The organism is Histidinibacterium lentulum, from assembly GCF_003789055.1.
GTDB classification, from domain to species: domain Bacteria; phylum Pseudomonadota; class Alphaproteobacteria; order Rhodobacterales; family Rhodobacteraceae; genus Oceanicola; species Oceanicola lentulus.
In genome coordinates this window covers 502989-517836 of record NZ_ML119082.1, presented here as the reverse complement: position 1 = coordinate 517836, position 14848 = coordinate 502989, and the positions used below count along the sequence as shown (strand labels likewise).

At 69.9% G+C, this 14848-nt stretch carries 16 protein-coding genes; 9 read left to right on the top strand and 7 right to left on the bottom strand.

The window, feature by feature from the left end; all coding sequences use genetic code 11:
* Window positions 1-39 precede the first annotated feature (39 nt).
* Entirely contained in the window at window positions 40-534 is a 495-nt protein-coding gene (locus EAT49_RS05490) for a c-type cytochrome (RefSeq protein ID WP_221181433.1), read from the bottom strand.
* Between the two features lie 153 nt (window positions 535-687).
* On the opposite strand from EAT49_RS05490, the gene EAT49_RS05485 reads away from it, so the two are divergent.
* On the top strand, window positions 688-1017 hold the full coding sequence (locus EAT49_RS05485) for a hypothetical protein (protein ID WP_123641279.1): 330 nt from the start codon (window positions 688-690) through the stop codon (window positions 1015-1017).
* A gap of 64 nt (window positions 1018-1081) precedes the next feature.
* Here the strand turns inward: EAT49_RS05485 and EAT49_RS05480 are convergent, their stop codons facing one another.
* Together EAT49_RS05480 and EAT49_RS05475 are read right to left on the bottom strand one after the other, a co-directional pair.
* Window positions 1082-2695 (bottom strand): alpha-amylase family glycosyl hydrolase, encoded by a 1614-nt coding sequence (locus EAT49_RS05480; protein ID WP_185020657.1) that lies wholly within the window; start codon window positions 2693-2695, stop codon window positions 1082-1084.
* On the bottom strand, window positions 2688-3542 hold the full coding sequence (locus EAT49_RS05475) for an SDR family oxidoreductase (RefSeq protein WP_123641277.1): 855 nt from the start codon (window positions 3540-3542) through the stop codon (window positions 2688-2690). The genes EAT49_RS05480 and EAT49_RS05475 overlap by 8 nt, the downstream gene beginning before the upstream one ends.
* A gap of 165 nt (window positions 3543-3707) precedes the next feature.
* Between EAT49_RS05475 and EAT49_RS05470 the strand changes: the two genes are divergently transcribed.
* Together EAT49_RS05470 and EAT49_RS05465 are read left to right on the top strand one after the other, a co-directional pair.
* Window positions 3708-5153: a fused MFS/spermidine synthase gene (locus EAT49_RS05470; RefSeq protein ID WP_185020656.1), complete on the top strand. Its 1446-nt coding sequence runs from the start codon at window positions 3708-3710 to the stop codon at window positions 5151-5153.
* A gap of 499 nt (window positions 5154-5652) precedes the next feature.
* Entirely contained in the window at window positions 5653-5844 is a 192-nt protein-coding gene (locus EAT49_RS05465) for a PLD nuclease N-terminal domain-containing protein (RefSeq protein ID WP_123641276.1), read from the top strand.
* 55 nt (window positions 5845-5899) lie between these two features.
* Here the strand turns inward: EAT49_RS05465 and EAT49_RS05460 are convergent, their stop codons facing one another.
* From EAT49_RS05460 to EAT49_RS05445, 4 genes are all read right to left on the bottom strand, one after another.
* Window positions 5900-6448 (bottom strand): DUF3618 domain-containing protein, encoded by a 549-nt coding sequence (locus EAT49_RS05460; protein WP_123641275.1) that lies wholly within the window; start codon window positions 6446-6448, stop codon window positions 5900-5902.
* Window positions 6441-6860: a phage holin family protein gene (locus EAT49_RS05455; protein ID WP_246003767.1), complete on the bottom strand. Its 420-nt coding sequence runs from the start codon at window positions 6858-6860 to the stop codon at window positions 6441-6443. The genes EAT49_RS05460 and EAT49_RS05455 overlap by 8 nt, the downstream gene beginning before the upstream one ends.
* Entirely contained in the window at window positions 6857-7459 is a 603-nt protein-coding gene (locus tag EAT49_RS05450) for a hypothetical protein (RefSeq protein ID WP_123641274.1), read from the bottom strand. Before EAT49_RS05450 ends, EAT49_RS05455 begins: the two co-directional genes overlap by 4 nt.
* A gap of 129 nt (window positions 7460-7588) precedes the next feature.
* The gene (locus tag EAT49_RS05445) at window positions 7589-7972 is read right to left on the bottom strand and encodes a SpoIIAA family protein (RefSeq protein WP_185020655.1); all 384 of its coding nucleotides are present in this window, start codon (window positions 7970-7972) and stop codon (window positions 7589-7591) included.
* Between the two features lie 263 nt (window positions 7973-8235).
* Between EAT49_RS05445 and EAT49_RS05440 the strand changes: the two genes are divergently transcribed.
* The 6 genes from EAT49_RS05440 (at window position 8236) to EAT49_RS05415 (ending at window position 14847) form a co-directional block, all read left to right on the top strand.
* Window positions 8236-9063 carry an ABC transporter substrate-binding protein gene (locus tag EAT49_RS05440; RefSeq protein ID WP_123641272.1) on the top strand — a complete coding sequence of 276 codons (828 nt, stop codon included), beginning with the start codon at window positions 8236-8238 and terminating at the stop codon, window positions 9061-9063.
* 49 nt (window positions 9064-9112) lie between these two features.
* A complete protein-coding gene (locus tag EAT49_RS05435; protein WP_123641271.1) occupies window positions 9113-9967 on the top strand; it encodes an amino acid ABC transporter permease in 855 nt (284 codons plus the stop codon).
* On the top strand, window positions 9964-10695 hold the full coding sequence (locus EAT49_RS05430) for an amino acid ABC transporter ATP-binding protein (protein ID WP_123641270.1): 732 nt from the start codon (window positions 9964-9966) through the stop codon (window positions 10693-10695). Before EAT49_RS05435 ends, EAT49_RS05430 begins: the two co-directional genes overlap by 4 nt.
* Window positions 10696-10763: 68 nt before the next feature.
* A complete protein-coding gene (locus EAT49_RS05425; RefSeq protein WP_246003766.1) occupies window positions 10764-11399 on the top strand; it encodes a paraquat-inducible protein A in 636 nt (211 codons plus the stop codon).
* Window positions 11400-11506: 107 nt separating this feature from the next.
* The gene (locus EAT49_RS05420) at window positions 11507-12022 is read left to right on the top strand and encodes a paraquat-inducible protein A (RefSeq protein WP_342773818.1); all 516 of its coding nucleotides are present in this window, start codon (window positions 11507-11509) and stop codon (window positions 12020-12022) included.
* On the top strand, window positions 12019-14847 hold the full coding sequence (locus tag EAT49_RS05415) for an MlaD family protein (RefSeq protein ID WP_123641268.1): 2829 nt from the start codon (window positions 12019-12021) through the stop codon (window positions 14845-14847). Before EAT49_RS05420 ends, EAT49_RS05415 begins: the two co-directional genes overlap by 4 nt.
* The last annotated feature ends 1 nt before the right edge of the window (window position 14848 follow it).

The window sequence follows — 14848 nt, the reverse complement described above, 5'->3', positions numbered from 1 at the left end:
CGGAAGAACCGGCAGGGCCGCCCGGCGGTTCCGCCTTGCTCAGCGGTCCATGGCATAGAGATAGGCCGCCGCATCCCGCGCCTCGGCCTCGGTCAGGCCCAGATCGGGCATCGCCGTCATCGGGGAAAAGGCGGGCGGGTCCATCAGCCAGTCGATCAGCTCGCCCGGCCGGTTCGACAGAACGCCCGCGATGTAGGACCGGTCCTTCAGCCCCGCGAGGGACGGCCCGACGCTGCCATTGGCGCGCGGCAGGCCCGGGATCGCGTGGCAGGTGCCGCAGCCATGGGAGTCGATCACCGCCCGTCCGGCCACGGGATCGCCGTTCAGCACCAGCCTGCTCTGCTCCTCCCAGTCGGGACGGCCATCGGCCGGTCCCGCGTCGTACCAGGCGGCGAACTGTTGCAGACGGGGCGCCGCCATTTCCGCCAGCCGTCCCGGCAGATCGAGCGCGCTGCCCGGCCGGGCGACGGCCCAGACCGTCACCAGCCCGAGCGCCACGATCAGGACGAGGGACGCGAGAACGGCGCGGAGCATGGGCGAACCTTTCCTGGACGGAGGAGTCGGGGAAGCGCGGGATCAACCGGGGCAGGGGCCTGATGTTCCTCGGGACAGTGCGACGCAGGCCGGAACACAACACCCGCCGCCGCACTGACCCGGCAACAGACGCAGTTCCCGAAGGAGCCAGTCATGGCGAGCCCGAAACGACAGACCCCCCTCCGACACGACGACCGGCGTTCCGACCGCCGGCGCCCGACCAAGGCCGATTTCACCGTCGGTCCCTCCGGCCGTGTCGCGCCCGCGAGCCAGGAGCGGGGCGGCGGCGCCGATCCGATCCGGACCGGGCCGTCCGCCCGGCCGGGGCGGACGGATCGTCCCGTCAGCGCCCAGGACGACCCGGTGCGGCAGTCGATCGCCGAGCAGAACGCCGACCGGCCCGTGGCCATGACGCCGGCCATCCGCCTCGCGCTCGGGGCCGCAGCGGTCGCGGCGGTGGTCGTCCTGATCCTCCTGATCTGACGGTCGGGCCCCCGCGTCCGGAGGTTCCGCGAAAGTTTGCGGACCGGCCGGGTTCCGGCCGTCCTCAGGCGCCCTCGCCCTTGCCGAACCACAAGGCCGACCGGCGCGGCACCTTGCCCAGCGCCTCCGCCCCGTCCGAGGCCAGCAGCATGCGGCCCCCGTCGTCGTCGAGCCCGTGCCACGCCCGGTCCTCATGCGAGAGGTTCAGCACCACGAGCGTCGGCTCGCCGCCCCGGGGCATGTTGATCCGCGCGACGAACCACGCCTCCTCGGCCTCCAGCACCTCGGTCGAGCCCTCGGCCATACCCCGCGCCTTCCTCAGCCCGAGCGCCGTGCGGTAGGTCTCCAGCACCGACCGCCCCGCGCCGTCCTGCGCGTCCACGGACCGCGGCGGACCCAGCGTGTCCATGGGCAGCCAGGGCCGTCCCTCGGTGAAGCCGTAGCCCGGTGCCTCGGCGGTCCAGGCCAGCGGCACGCGCGCCGCGTCGCGCCCGGGCGGATTCGGCCAGTAGCGCAGGTCGAACGGATCGGTGACCTGGTCCCGGCGCAGATCGGCCTGCACCTGCCCCAGTTCCTCGCCCTGGTAGAGGATCAGCGGCCCCGGCAGCCCCAGCAGCAGCAGCGCGAACATCCGCGCGTCGCGTTCCGAGCCGTTGCCGTCCCGGGTCACATGGCGCGGCTGGTCGTGGCTCGACAGCCACCATGCCAGCCCCTCGTCGCAGGCGCCGCGCTCGACCATATCGGCCAGCACCCTGCCGGTGATGCCCCGCGCCGCGAGGTCGATCACATAGGCGGAATCGAGCCGGTCCTCCGCCACCAGCATGGTCGACAGCTCCACCGACTTGTTGCCGGAATTGACCTCGCCGAGGAGGTACTTGTCGTCCCCGGCCCAGTCCCGGACCTCCCGCATGAACGGGACCCCGTCCCCCGGCAGGAAGTCGTGGAGATGGTCCTGCTCGCGGTACTCGCTGCCCGGGGGGCCGGCCATCCGCTCCTTCACCTCGGGCGCGGCGGGCGGATTGTCCTTCAGCTCCGGATCGTGGAGATAGCAGGTCACCGCATCCATCCGGAACCCCTTGACCCCCCGGTCGCACCAGAAGCGGCAGACGTCCTTCAGCGCCGCCCGCAACTCCGGGTGGCGCAGGTTCAGCTTCGGCTGCTCGGCGAGGAAGGTATGGAGGTAGTACTGCCGGCGGCCCTCGTGCCAGGTCCAGGCCGGCGGGCCGAAGTAGCTGCGCCAGTTGTTGGGCGCGCCGCCCCCGGGGGCCGGGTCGGCCCAGCAATACCAGTCGTCCTTGCCGTCCTCCCGCCTCTCCGAGGCGCGGAACCACGGATGCTCCCGCGAGGTGTGGTTGAAGACGAGGTCCATCATCACCCGCAGGCCGAGCTGTCCGGCCTCCTCGATGATCCGGTCGATATCGTCGAGCCCGCCGAACATCGGATCGACGGCGCAATACTCCTTCACGTCATAGCCCCCGTCCACCATGGGCGAGGGGTAGACCGGCCCGATCCACACGGCATCCGCCCCGAGCCCGGCGATATGCCCGAGCCCCCGGCGGATGCCCTCGAGGTCGCCGGTCCCCGATCCGGTCGTGTCGGCGAAGGATCTCGGGTAGACCTGATAGATGACGGGGAACGGCGGCCAGTCGTCGCGCTTCGGCGGCAGTTCCCTAGGCATTGACGATCTTGCCGCCATTGGGATGCAGGCACTGCCCGGTGTAATAGGACCCGTCCGAGGAGGCGAGGAACAGGTAGGCCGTCGCCACCTCCCAGGGCTGGCCGGCGCGGCCCATGGGCGTGCCGCTGCCGAAATCCTCGACCCGCTCGGGCGGCATCGAGCCCGGGATGAACGGCGTCCAGATCGGCCCCGGCGCCACGGCGTTCACCCGGATGCCGCGGTCCACCAGCGCCGAGGACATCGAGCGCGCAAAGGCGAGCGACGCCCCCCGCGTGGTCGAATAGGCCACCAGAGCCGCGTTGCCCTTGTAGGCGTTGACAGAGGTCGTGCAGATGATCGACGCGCCCTCCTTCAGATGGGGCAGGGCGGCCTGGGTGCAGAAGAAATAGGACATGACGTTGCTGTCCATGGTGCGCCGCAGGGTCTCCTCGTCGAGATCCTCGAGCCCCTTGTCGAGAAACTGCTGCGCCGCGTTGTTCACCAGAATGTCGAGCTGGCCGAACCGCTCCACGGTCTTTGCCACCGCATCCTCCGCCTGCGCCTTCTGCCCGAGGTCGCCCGGAATGAGCAGCGCCTCGCCGCCTTCCTCCTCGACAAGCCGCTTCGTCTCCTCCGCGTCCTCGTGCTCGTCGAGATAGGCGATGGCGAGGTTCGCGCCCTCGCGCGCATAGAGCACCGCGACGGCACGGCCGATGCCGCTGTCGCCCCCGGTCACGAGGGCCACCTGGCCCTTCAGCTTGCCGGTCCCCGGATGCCGCGGCCGGTAATCGGGGCTGGGCTCCATCGGGTATTCGTCGGCGGGCATGCTGTCCTGGGACTGCGGCGGAATCTTCGGGTCACTGGTCATGGTCCGTCTTTCGTCTGTGGGGTCGTCCGGAAACGCCGGCAGGGCGGGCCGGTTCCGGTCTCCGGCCGGCATCGCCGGGTCGATCCTTTGCCCGCCCGCTGTTATGGGCCATCTCGTGCACGGGCGGGCGCGGCGCCGTCGCCGGGGATGCCAGCGGAGGCTCACATGCGGTTCTGGATCACGATCCTCCTCATCCTCGTGCTCGCGGCCGTCGGGCTGACCTACGAGATCGCCGCGGGCCGGGTGCTCGCCCCGTTCTTCGGCACCTCGCTGGTGACCTGGACGACCGTGATCGCCACCGTCCTCGCCGGCTTCTCGCTGGGCAGCGCGCTGGGCGGCCTTCTGGCAGAGCGCGCCGACGCCCTCGCCCATGTCCGCACCGCCCTTCTGGCCACCGCGGTGCTGATGGCGTTGTCCCCCACTGTCCTCGGACTTCTCTACGACTGGGGCGCGCGCGGCACGGGCGGGATGCTGCTCAGCGTGGTGCTGACCTTCTTCCCGGCCTCGGTGCTCATCACCCTGCCATCGCCGCTCCTGGCCAGGCTTGCGATAGAGGCCCGGCCCGGCCGCGAGGGCTCCTCACTCGGTCTGGTTCTGGCCGCGGGGTCCCTCGGCGCAATCTTCGGCGCGGTTCTCGCGGGCTTCGTCGCGCTCCCGCTGATCGGCTCGACGGCGACCTTCGCGGGCTGCGGTGCCGTCACGCTCCTGTGCCTGCTGGCGCTGCGCCGCCGCCCGGCGGAATCCTCCGGCATCCATCCCGTCGTGGTGGTGGCCGCGGCGGCCTTCATCGGCGTCGCGGGTTACGCGGGCGGGGCGGCCTGTCAGTACGAATCGGGCCTGTCCTGCATCCATGTCGAGCGTGTCCCCGGCGAGGTCCGCCTCTTTTCCGACCGCACCCTGCAGGCAGCCGAGCCGCCCCTCGCCCGCGACGAGTCGGACACGCCGCCGCTCGCCCTCGGCTACACGAGCTGGCTCTGGGCGCGCATGGACCGGGATCTCGGACCTGCGCCCTCTGTCCTCTTCATTGGCGGCGGCGGCTACACCCTGCCGACGCGGCTTCTGGAGCAGCGGCCGGGGGCCGAGGCCGTCGCGGTCGAGATCGACCCGCTGGTGACCCGGGTGGTGCAGCGCCATCTGCCGCGCGCGGCCGCGATGATCGAACGCACGGGATACGTTGCGGGCACCCAGGAAGATGAGGGTCGCCTCGCCATCATCCACGCCGATGGCAGGCTCTATCTGAACGAGACCGACCGCCGGTTCGACGCCGCGGTGATGGACGCCTTTTCGTCGGGGTCGGTGCCGGCGCATCTCGTGACGGAGGAAACCTTCGCCCGCCTGAAGTCCATCGTCGGCGGCCCGGTCTACGTCAACCTGATCGACCGGCCGGACGGACGCCTCGCCGGGGGGGTCCACGCCATCCTGACGGGGCTCTATCCCCACGTCGAGGCGGTGCAGGGTCCGGTCAACAGCCGCGGTCGCGCCAATATCTTGCTTGCGGCGTCTCCCGCGCCGCTCGCCCCGCTCTCGGACCTGCCCGAGGACTATGCTCCTGCCGACATCTCCCCGGCCCGCGCCTTCACCGACGACCGCGGCTGGGTGGGTCACCGCTAGGGCAGGGCCATCCCCGGGTCTTCCCGCGCGTCACGGCGGCGGTCCGCGTGAGGAGCGATCCGGCGCCGATACGGGCGGCTCACTCGGCCATCCCGCCGTCGGACTCCGGGTCCGGACCGAGCCCCGCGCCGTCCTTGCCCGCGTGCGTTCCATGCGGGCGGACTTGACCTGAAAACGCTCGGAACTTCCGTCTCCGTGGCTCCGTTGACCGCCGAGGAGGCCCAGGCGGTCTCTGTCCCTGTCCCCCGGGATGCCCATCCCTCCCCGTGGCATCCCCTTCTGGCCCGTGTGCCCATCCCGGCGCGCGGGCCTTTTTTCTCACTCCGACCGAGCTTGGAGCGTGTTAACACTTTACTCGAGCATGATCAGATAGTTGCGAGGCGTTTCATCGTGAACTCCGGCCCGCCCACCGGCGGCCGTCCGGAACAAGCTTACCCGGAGAGGGCTTCTCTCCCCGAATGCCCCCCATCCGGGGCACCCCCACGACCTGGAGAATCACATGCTTGAAATAGGCGGTATCGGCGGGCTGATCATCCTCGTCCTCGATATCTGGGCGATCATCTCGGTCATCGGTTCCCGCGCCGGTACCGGAGCGAAGGTCCTGTGGTGCCTTCTGATCATCCTGCTGCCGGTCATCGGCTTCCTCATCTGGCTGATCGCCGGCCCCCGCGCAGAACCGCGGACCCGTTGACACAAGAACGGCGGCGCCCTCCCGGGTCGCCGCCGTCTTCCGTCAGCTCCGTCCTTCAGATCCGTGCCGGCTGCCGCCTGCCCCGCATCCGCCGGGCCGCCATCCGGCTCGAGATCGCCCGCAGCCGCGCCCGGCGAACCCGCGCCCGCTCCTCGGGCGGCATGTCGTCGGTGCCGAACTCCAGCCGGTCGATCATCTCGGCCACTTCCGGTGCCACCTTGTCCCGCGCCAGCCGCAGGCTCCGGTCCGGGTCGGGATCGTGCGACAGCAGCCACGCCGCCGCCCGCGCGCGGTGCCGCTCGAAGGCCGCGCCCCGAGGCACGGTCCCGTGCCGCATCCGCCACGCGCGCTGTTCGTCCTTCGTCGGGCCGAAGAGCAGCCACGCCAGCCCGGCCGTCGTTACCGCGGTTGCCACCGGGTTGGCCGCGATCCGCCGCTGCAGGCCCTTCATCAAGGCGCCGCCATCGTCGCGGAGCCGGTCCTCCGCCCTCTGCACCAGAGCCTCGGGGGTGAACCGTGCCTGCAGCCGGTCGAGCGTGTGTGCCAGAGACCGGCGCTCGTCCTCGATCTCGCGTTCGATCTGCTCGGGTTTCTGCTCAGTCACTGACCCGCTCCCTCACCATCGCCACGTCGGCCTTGACGTTGTCTGCGACCCGCTGCGGACCGAGCGTGACGGATTTCAGCTTGCGCGCGCCCATCATGGCCAGGATGGCCGCGATCACCGCGAAGGCGACGCCGACCGCGAGCGACGCCCAGCCCGTCTCCAGACCGGCCTCGACCAGCGCGGCCACCAGCGCTGCCGACAGGACGTTCAGCGCCGTCAGCGAGATCACCACGGCTGCGACGATCAGACCGATCCCGAGAAAGGCGGCCTGCAGGCTGCTGTCGAGTTCGGCCCGCGCCAAGTCGATCTCTTTGCGAAAGAGCGACGTCGCGCGGGTCAGCGCCTCCGACAGGAGCGACGCCGAAGACTCGCCGGTCGTCCGCTCCCGATGCATGTCACCGGTCGTGCTCATGCGGCACCTCCAGGCTCGTCCGGTGTCCTGGTGGTGCCCGTCGCGCCGTGGGCCGCAGCGCCCGGCTCGGCCGCGGCGCCGCTCGACCGGGAGGCCGCAGGGGGGGCAGGCGCGGCGGTCTCCCAGTCGTCGTCCTCGTCGCGCATGTCGGCATCGCCCGCGCGGAGAAGGCGGGCGGCCGCGAAACCGACCGCCGCGGCGCCGGCCACGAAAAGCGCCGGATTGCGCCGGGCAAAACGGCTCACCTCGCCGGTGACGGTTTCGAGATCGGCATTGCGCAGATCGCGGGCCGTGTCCTCGAGAAAGCCGGAGACGCGATGCAGCGCCTCGCTGGGCATGCTGCCCTCGCGGTATTCGCCGGCCGCATCCTCGAAGGCGCGGGCCGTGCGCTCAACCTGCTCGGCGCCGGTCGCGGTCGTGGCACGGAGGCGCTCGTCGGCCGCATCGCGGACGCGCTCCTTCGCGGCATCCATGCGGCCGGTCGCCTCGTGCTTCATGCCCTGCATCTCGTCGCGGGCGGCCTGCCCGGCGCGGCGCCCCTCGGCGGCAGCCTGTTCGGCCGCATGCTGGGCTTCCTTGGCGGGACTCTCGTTGGCCATGATCGTCTCCTCTGGGATAGTTCGTGAAGAAAGGGGCAGGGGGTCGGCTTGGTCAGGCGACGAGTTGCAGGACCGCCAGAACCACGACGACGACGCCGATGATGTAGAAGATGCTTCTCATGGGTAACCTCAGGACAGGGGATGAAGGGAGGCGAGATAGGCCATGGCCTCTCGCTCGGTGGGAAAGCTCTTCGCGTCGACGGGGATGAGCCTCCCCATCGTCTCGACCATCTCGCCGGCGCCTTCGGGTGCCCCGGCGGTGACATAGGCGCGGACGTTCCAGAGCGACGCGGTCTGTGCCTTGATCGCGTCGGTCGACAGGCTGGCACCGGTCTCGGAGCCGTCGTAGCGGTCGAAGACCAGCAGCATGTCGATCTTGTCGTGCCTGTCGAAGGCCTCGAGCACCCGCTCGGCCATCGCGGACATGTCGGTCCGGGTGACCTTGCCGGCAATCCGGAAACCGCAGGTCGCCGGCAGACCGGTGTCGAAGGGTTGGATATGGGCACTGTCCATCATGTCCTCCGGACGAACGTCTGATCGGTCTGGGAAGGGTGCGGCTCCTGCGCGGTCGGCACGGGCGGCCGCCCCCTCCGTTGCTCCCTCAAGGCCCGGTCAAGGGGGTTTGTTCCCTCTGCCGCCATGGCCTCGGCGGCATCCTGCCGCACAGAATCCGGGCGCTGCGCCTCCGCCTGCGCCGGCGCCGCAGCGCGGGCTCTGGACATTGGCCGCGCGGATGCGGAACGTGTGTCCGTCTCGACGGGAGAGGACACCGAGCCATGAAGATCGTCACGTCTGCCATTACCATCGCCTGCCTTGCAGCGACCGGCGCCTTGGCCGCCGATCACGGCGCCTGCGCCGCCGGCAAGACCCTCGAAGAGGGCATGCTGACCATCGCCACCGGAAACCCGGCCTTCTATCCTTGGGTGCTGAACGACGCGCCCGAAAGCGGCGAGGGCTTCGAGGCCGCGGTGGCCTATGCCATCGCCGAGGCCATGGGCTTTGCGCCCGAGCAGGTGCAGTGGGTGCGCACCTCCTTCGACGAGGCGATCCAGCCGGGCGCCAAGAACTTCGACTTCAACATGCAGCAGTACTCGATCACCGAGGACCGCGACCGCATGGTCGACTTCTCGCTCCCCTACTACTCCTCCGCCATGGCGGTGCTGACTACCGAGGGCGTGGTCGAAGAGACCGGCGCGACGCCGGAAATTGCCGGGATGAAGGACCTGCGATGGGGTGCGATGGCGGGCACCACCGCCATGCCGATCCTGATGGACCTCATCGCGCCGAACTCCGACCCGCTCCTCTATGGAGACAATGCCGACGTGACTGCCGCGATGCAGGCGGGGCAGATCGATGCCGCGCTCTTCGACTTGCCCACCGCGTTGTATCTTTCGGCCGTCGTGGTTGACGGGGGCAAGATCCTCGGCCAGTTCCCGGCGGACCGTACCGAAAGCCCCGACCAGTTCGGCCTCCTGATGGAAGAGGGCAGCCCGCTCAAGGAATGCGTGGACGCCGCCATGACCGAACTGACCGAAAGCGGCACGCTCGCCGCGATCGAGGCCCAGTGGCTTCAGGACGCCACCGGTGTTCCGGTGATCCAGTAACCGACGAAGGCGCGCGGTCTCGACCGCGCGCCCCGACATCCGGAGCGACATGACCGAGACCCACGGAACCGTCTCCGCCGCACCGGCGGTAAGGCCCACCCGACGCGCCACCTATGAGGCGCGGGTGCGCCGGCGCTCCACGACGGTCGCTGCGCTCTCGACCGCGGCGGTGCTGCTCGCGGTGGTGGTGCTGGTGCCGATGGCCCCCGGCTGGGAGGCGGTCAAGCGCAGCTTCTTCGACGCAGAGGTCTTTGCCCGCACCTTCCCGGGGCTCCTGAATGCGTTCCTGCTCGACATCGCCATCTTCGCCTGGTGCGCTCCGCTGATCGCGCTGACAGGTCTCGCCATCGCGCTGTGCCGGGACGTGCGCTCTCCGGCGCTCTTTCCGCTGCGGATGTTCGGTGCGGTCTATACCGATATCTTCCGCGGCCTGCCGGTGATCCTCGTGGTCTATCTGATCGGCTTCGGCATCCCCGGTCTCGGCCTGCCGCGCCCCTGGAACAGCCCTTATATCTGGGGCTCGCTCGCGCTGATCCTCGTCTATTCCGCCTATGTCGCGGAGGTGATCCGCTCGGGCATCGACTCGATCCATCAGAGCCAGCGGTCGGCGGCGGCCTCGCTCGGGCTCTCCGAGGCCGACACGATGCGCTATGTCGTCCTGCCCCAGGCGCTGCGCAACGTGATGCCCGCGAACATGAACCTGCTCATCGCCCTGCAGAAGGACGTGGCGCTGCTGTCGTTCATCGGGCCGGTGGAGATCTTCCGCCAGGCGGGGGTCTACAAGTCGCTGATGGCGAATTTCACGCCCTATGTCGGCGCCGCGCTGATCTTTCTCGCCATCACCATCCCCGCGACGCGCTATGCGGACTACCTCCTGAACCGGCAGCGCCGGCGCCAGCGATGACCGGGAAGCTGAGCCTGCGCGGCGTGCGCAAGAGCTTCGGGGACACCGAGGTGATCCGTGGCATCGACCTCGACGTGGGCGAGGGAGAGATGGTCTGTCTGATCGGCGCGTCGGGATCGGGCAAGTCCACGCTCCTGCGATGCATCAACCTGCTCGAACCCGTGGACGACGGCACCATCCGCCTCGACGGGGTGGACATCGCGGAACCGGGCCTCGATCCGCGGCCCGTGCGGCGGCGCATCGGGATCGTGTTCCAGTCCTACAACCTCTTTCCGCACATGACCGCGGCGGAGAACGCCATGCTCGCGCCCCGCCGCGTTCACGGTCGCGACCGGGCGGCGCTGATGGGGCCCGTGACGGCGCTCTTCCGGCGCTTCGGGCTCGCGGACCGCATGGACCATTATCCCGATCAGCTGTCCGGCGGGCAGCAGCAGCGGGTCGCGATCATCCGTGCTCTGGCGATGGAGCCAGAGATCATGCTCTTCGACGAGATCACCTCGGCGCTCGATCCCGAACTGGTGGGCGAGGTGCTCGACGTGCTGCGGCAATTGCACCGGGACGGGATGACGATGATCCTCGCCACCCACGAGATGGGCTTTGCCCGGGAACTCGCCGACAAGGTCTGCTTTCTCGACGGCGGCGTGATCCTCGAACAGGGCCCGCCGTCGAGCCTGTTCTCCGCTCCGAGCCAGCAGCGGACCCGGGCATTCCTGTCGCGCGTTCTCTGAGAGGGTAGAGCGGCCTATTTTGCTTCCCGCCGCGGGAGGCTAGGTAGACCATTCAAGGAGATCGCCGCGTGACGGACCAGCCCATACCCAACGACAGCGAGGACTACATCGCCTGCCCGACCTGCGATGCGCTCTACCGGGCTCGCATGCCCGCCGAGGGCGGCCGCGCGGTGTGTCAGAGGTGCCACCGGGTGCTGATCGCTCCGCGCAGCGCGACGAGCCTCCGGATCGTGGCGCTGACGCTGTCCGTGACGATCCTCGTGACCGCCGCCGCCTTCTTTCCCTTCCTCGAGATCCACGCCGCGGGCCTCGGCAACCGAGCGTCGCTTCTCGACGTGGCCACCAGCTTCCGGTCCGGTACGCTGGTCTTCGTCTCGGTGGCCACCGTCGCCACGATCGTGCTCGTGCCGCTTCTGCGTACGCTCCTGCTGCTCTATGTGCTCGGGCCTCTCACGGTGGGCAAGGCACCGCTTCCGCAGGCCCGTCGGGCCTTTCGTCTGTCGCAGCAGATGCGGCCCTGGGCGATGACGGAGATCTTCGCGCTCGGCTGCGCCGTGGCGCTGGTGAAGGTGGCGGACCTCGCCCAGCTCGATTTCGGGCCGGCCTTCTGGATGTTCGCGCTGCTTGTCGTGATCGTCATCATCAACGATGCCTACATGTGCACCTGGTCGGTATGGAACGCGCTCGACGAAAAGGACAACTGACCGCGCGCGAGGCGGGCCTGATCGCCTGCCGCAGCTGTGCGAGAGCCTGGCGGCCCGGACCCGCGCGTTGCCCGCGCTGCGGGGCGCGGCTTCAGTCGCGCGACCGGATGAGCCTGCAACGCGTCTGGGCGTGGTGGATCGCGGGGGTGCTGGCCTACATCCCCGCGAATACCTACCCGATGCTGATCACCGAGACGCTGCTGTCGAACGACGCCAGCACCATCGTCGGCGGCGCCGTAGAAATCGCCAGGCACGGAGACTTCGTCGTGGCCGCCATCGTGCTGGTGGCGAGCGTCGTGATCCCGGTCGGCAAGTTCGTGGCCATCGCCTATCTCGCCGTCTCGATCCAGCGCGGCTGGCTCCATGGCTCGCGCCAGCGTCACAGGCTTTACGAAGTCACCGATTTCATTGGCCGATGGTCGATGATCGACGTCTTCGTGGTGGCCATCCTGAGCTCGCTGGTGCAATTGTCCGTGGTCGCGTCGATCCGGCCCGGCCCCGCGGCGCTGACCTTTGCGCTGTCGGTGATCTTCACCATGCTGTCCGCCCAGTCCTTCGATCCGCGTCTGATCTGGGACAGCGAGGATGAGGACAAGGACAAGAACGAGGGCCGCCCCGCGTGACAGACAGACCCGACACCGCTCCCGACCTGCCCGAGGTTCCGGTCGAGGAAGGGCGCGCCGCCGCGTTCTCGCTGATCTGGCTCGTGCCGATCGTGGCCCTGGCGATCGCGCTCTGGACGGCCTGGCGCACCTACGCAGACCAGGGCCCGCTGATCGAGGTCCGCTTTCAGAACGCGGCAGGCGTGACCGCGGACGAGACGGAGCTGCGCTTCCGCGACATCGGCGTCGGCCTGGTGGAGGAGGTCGCCTTTTCGGCCGATCTTCAGGAGGTCGTCGTCTCTATCCGGGTCGAGCCCGAAATGGCGCCCTACATCGACGACGGCGCCCGGTTCTGGGTGGTCCGGCCACAGGTGTCCGCCCAGGGGGTCACGGGTCTCGATACGGTGCTGTCCGGCGTCTACATCCAGGGGGTCTGGGACGGCGTCGCGGGCGAGGAGCAGACGTCCTTCCGCGGTCTCGACGAAGCGCCGCTGCTGGGCGCCGAACAGCAGGGGACAACCTTCATCCTCCGGTCGGACATGGCGCTGCCGACGGCGGAGACGCCGATCCTCTTCAAGGGCGTCGAGGTCGGACGCATCGACAGCGCGGAGGTCATGCCGGACGGGACGGGCGTCGAGACCGAGGCGGTCATCTTCGAGCCGTTCGAGGGTCTGGTCACCACGTCCACCCGTTTCTGGGACATCTCGGGGTTCAGCTTCAGCGTGGGTCCCGGCGGCGCCCGCCTCAATTTCACCTCCGTCGCGTCGCTCCTGACCGGCGGGGTGACCTTCGAGACTCTGGGCTCCGGCGGCGCGCCGCTGGAGACGGGCATGGTCTTCGAGCTCTTCGCCGACGAGGACGCCGCAAGGGACGATTTCCTCGTGGCGGGGGAGGGGCTGAGCGTCACCTACACGATGATCTTCGAAGAGAACCTCTCGGGCCTCTCTGCGGGGGCCCCGGTGGAACTCGGCGGTCTGCGGGTGGGGGATGTCGCGGCGATCTCGGGGCTCGTGGACCCCGAACGCTTCGGCGACACCGATGTGCGGCTGCTGGCGCAGGTCCGGATCAACCCCGAACGCCTCGGCCTTGGCGCAGGCGCCTCCGACACGGATCTGACCACCTATCTCGAGGGAGAGATCGCGGACGGCCTGCGCGGCCGGCTGACCAATGCCGGCCTGCTGACCGGCGGGCTGAAGATCGAACTGGTGCAGATTCCCTTTGCGGAGGCCGCCAGCCTCGACACGGATGCAGACCCCTATCCGATCCTGCCGACGGCACCGCCCGACGTGACGGACGTCACCGCCACAGCCCAGGGCCTTCTCAGTCGCATCGACGATCTGCCGGTCGAGGAACTGCTGGAGGAAGCCATCGCCTTTCTCGACTCCGCCGAGGCCCTGGTGTCCAGCGAGGCGGTCACGCGGTCGCCCGAGGAACTGCTCGCCACCCTCGCCGCGATCCGCCAGATCGCGGAGAGCGAGGAGACCCAGGGCCTGCCCGGCCGGATCTCCGGCCTGACCGCGGAACTGCAGCAAGCGAGCGCGCGCGTCTCCGCGATCCTCGCGGAACTCGAGGAGGCCGAGGCCGCGACCCGCATCACGACTGCCGTCGAAAGCATCGGAACCGCGGCGGACAGCCTGCCCGGTCTGGTCGCCGAGGCGGAGAGCCTGCTCGCGCGCGCAGGCGAGTTGCCGCTCGAAGACCTTGTGGCGCAGGCTTCCGACCTTGTCGCCGCGGCCGATGGCCTCGTTTCCGGAGAGGCAGCGCAGGCTCTGCCGGCGGATGTGCAGGCCACTCTGGCCGAACTGCGGGGCACCCTCGCCTCGGTCCGGGGCATCGCCGACAGCGAGGAGGTCCAGGCGCTGCCGGGGCAGATTTCCGCCCTGGCCACGGACCTCTCGGGCGTCGCCACCAGCCTCGACGGGCTGCTGACGGAGATCGAGACCGCCGGAACGGTCGAGGCGGTCACCGCCACGGTGGACAGCGTCCGCGCCGCCGCCGACGCCGTGCCGGCCCTGACCGCCGAGGCCAATGCGCTGATCGCCGAGGCCCGGGAGCTGCCGCTGGACGAACTCGTCGCCGACGCGAGCGCGATCCTGGGACGCGCCGACGCCCTTCTGGCGCAGGACAGCACCCAGGCGCTGACCGGACAGGCGGGCGCCGCGATCGAGGAGTTGCGCGCCACCATCGCTTCCGTCCGCGGCATCGCCCAGAGCGACGAGGTGCAGGCGCTGCCAGGTCAGGTCTCGGCACTTGCCACCGATCTGCAGACCGCAAGCACCCGCCTCAACGGACTGCTCGCCGAGATCGAGGAGGCGCAGACGGTCGAACGGCTGACCGGCGCCATCTCCGACGTGGCGACCGCCGCCGAGGGCCTGCCCGGCGTGGTGGCGCAGGCGGAGGCGCTGCTGGGACAGGCGGGGGAGCTGCCGCTCGAGGATTTCGTCTCCCGGACCACCGAGCTCCTGGACGCGGCCGAGGCGATCCTCGCCCAGGACAGTGCCCGTGCGCTGCCTGGAGAGCTGAACGCCACCCTCGCCGAGGCGCGCGGCACCCTCGCGCAGCTGCGCGAGGGCGGGCTGGTCGAGAACGCCAACGCCACGCTCTCTTCGGCCCGCGCCGCGGCGGATGCTCTGGCCGAGGCCAGCGCCTCGCTCCCGTCGCTCGCCGATCAGCTTTCGTCTCTGGCCACCCAGGCGGGCGCCACCTTCACGGATTTCGACCGCGACAGCGCCTTCGCCCGTGACCTGCGGGGCGCGATCCGGCAGGTTCAGGCTGCCGCCACCGCCGTGGAGCGCCTTGCGCGGACACTGGAACGGAACCCGAATTCCCTTATCCTCGGAAGATGAC

What these genes read in the sequence shown, in the direction of transcription:
- EAT49_RS05490 (WP_221181433.1), bottom strand. Translation starts at nt 534, where the DNA reads ATGCTCCGCGCCGTTCTCGCGTCCCTCGTCCTGATCGTGGCGCTCGGG.
- EAT49_RS05485 (WP_123641279.1), top strand. Translation starts at nt 688, where the DNA reads ATGGCGAGCCCGAAACGACAGACCCCCCTCCGACACGACGACCGGCGT.
- EAT49_RS05480 (WP_185020657.1), bottom strand. Translation starts at nt 2,695, where the DNA reads ATGCCTAGGGAACTGCCGCCGAAGCGCGACGACTGGCCGCCGTTCCCC.
- EAT49_RS05475 (WP_123641277.1), bottom strand. Translation starts at nt 3,542, where the DNA reads ATGACCAGTGACCCGAAGATTCCGCCGCAGTCCCAGGACAGCATGCCC.
- EAT49_RS05470 (WP_185020656.1), top strand. Translation starts at nt 3,708, where the DNA reads ATGCGGTTCTGGATCACGATCCTCCTCATCCTCGTGCTCGCGGCCGTC.
- EAT49_RS05465 (WP_123641276.1), top strand. Translation starts at nt 5,653, where the DNA reads ATGCTTGAAATAGGCGGTATCGGCGGGCTGATCATCCTCGTCCTCGAT.
- EAT49_RS05455 (WP_246003767.1), bottom strand. Translation starts at nt 6,860, where the DNA reads ATGAGCACGACCGGTGACATGCATCGGGAGCGGACGACCGGCGAGTCT.
- EAT49_RS05450 (WP_123641274.1), bottom strand. Translation starts at nt 7,459, where the DNA reads ATGGCCAACGAGAGTCCCGCCAAGGAAGCCCAGCATGCGGCCGAACAG.
- EAT49_RS05445 (WP_185020655.1), bottom strand. Translation starts at nt 7,972, where the DNA reads ATGGACAGTGCCCATATCCAACCCTTCGACACCGGTCTGCCGGCGACC.
- EAT49_RS05440 (WP_123641272.1), top strand. Translation starts at nt 8,236, where the DNA reads ATGAAGATCGTCACGTCTGCCATTACCATCGCCTGCCTTGCAGCGACC.
- EAT49_RS05435 (WP_123641271.1), top strand. Translation starts at nt 9,113, where the DNA reads ATGACCGAGACCCACGGAACCGTCTCCGCCGCACCGGCGGTAAGGCCC.
- EAT49_RS05430 (WP_123641270.1), top strand. Translation starts at nt 9,964, where the DNA reads ATGACCGGGAAGCTGAGCCTGCGCGGCGTGCGCAAGAGCTTCGGGGAC.
- EAT49_RS05420 (WP_342773818.1), top strand. Translation starts at nt 11,507, where the DNA reads ATGAGCCTGCAACGCGTCTGGGCGTGGTGGATCGCGGGGGTGCTGGCC.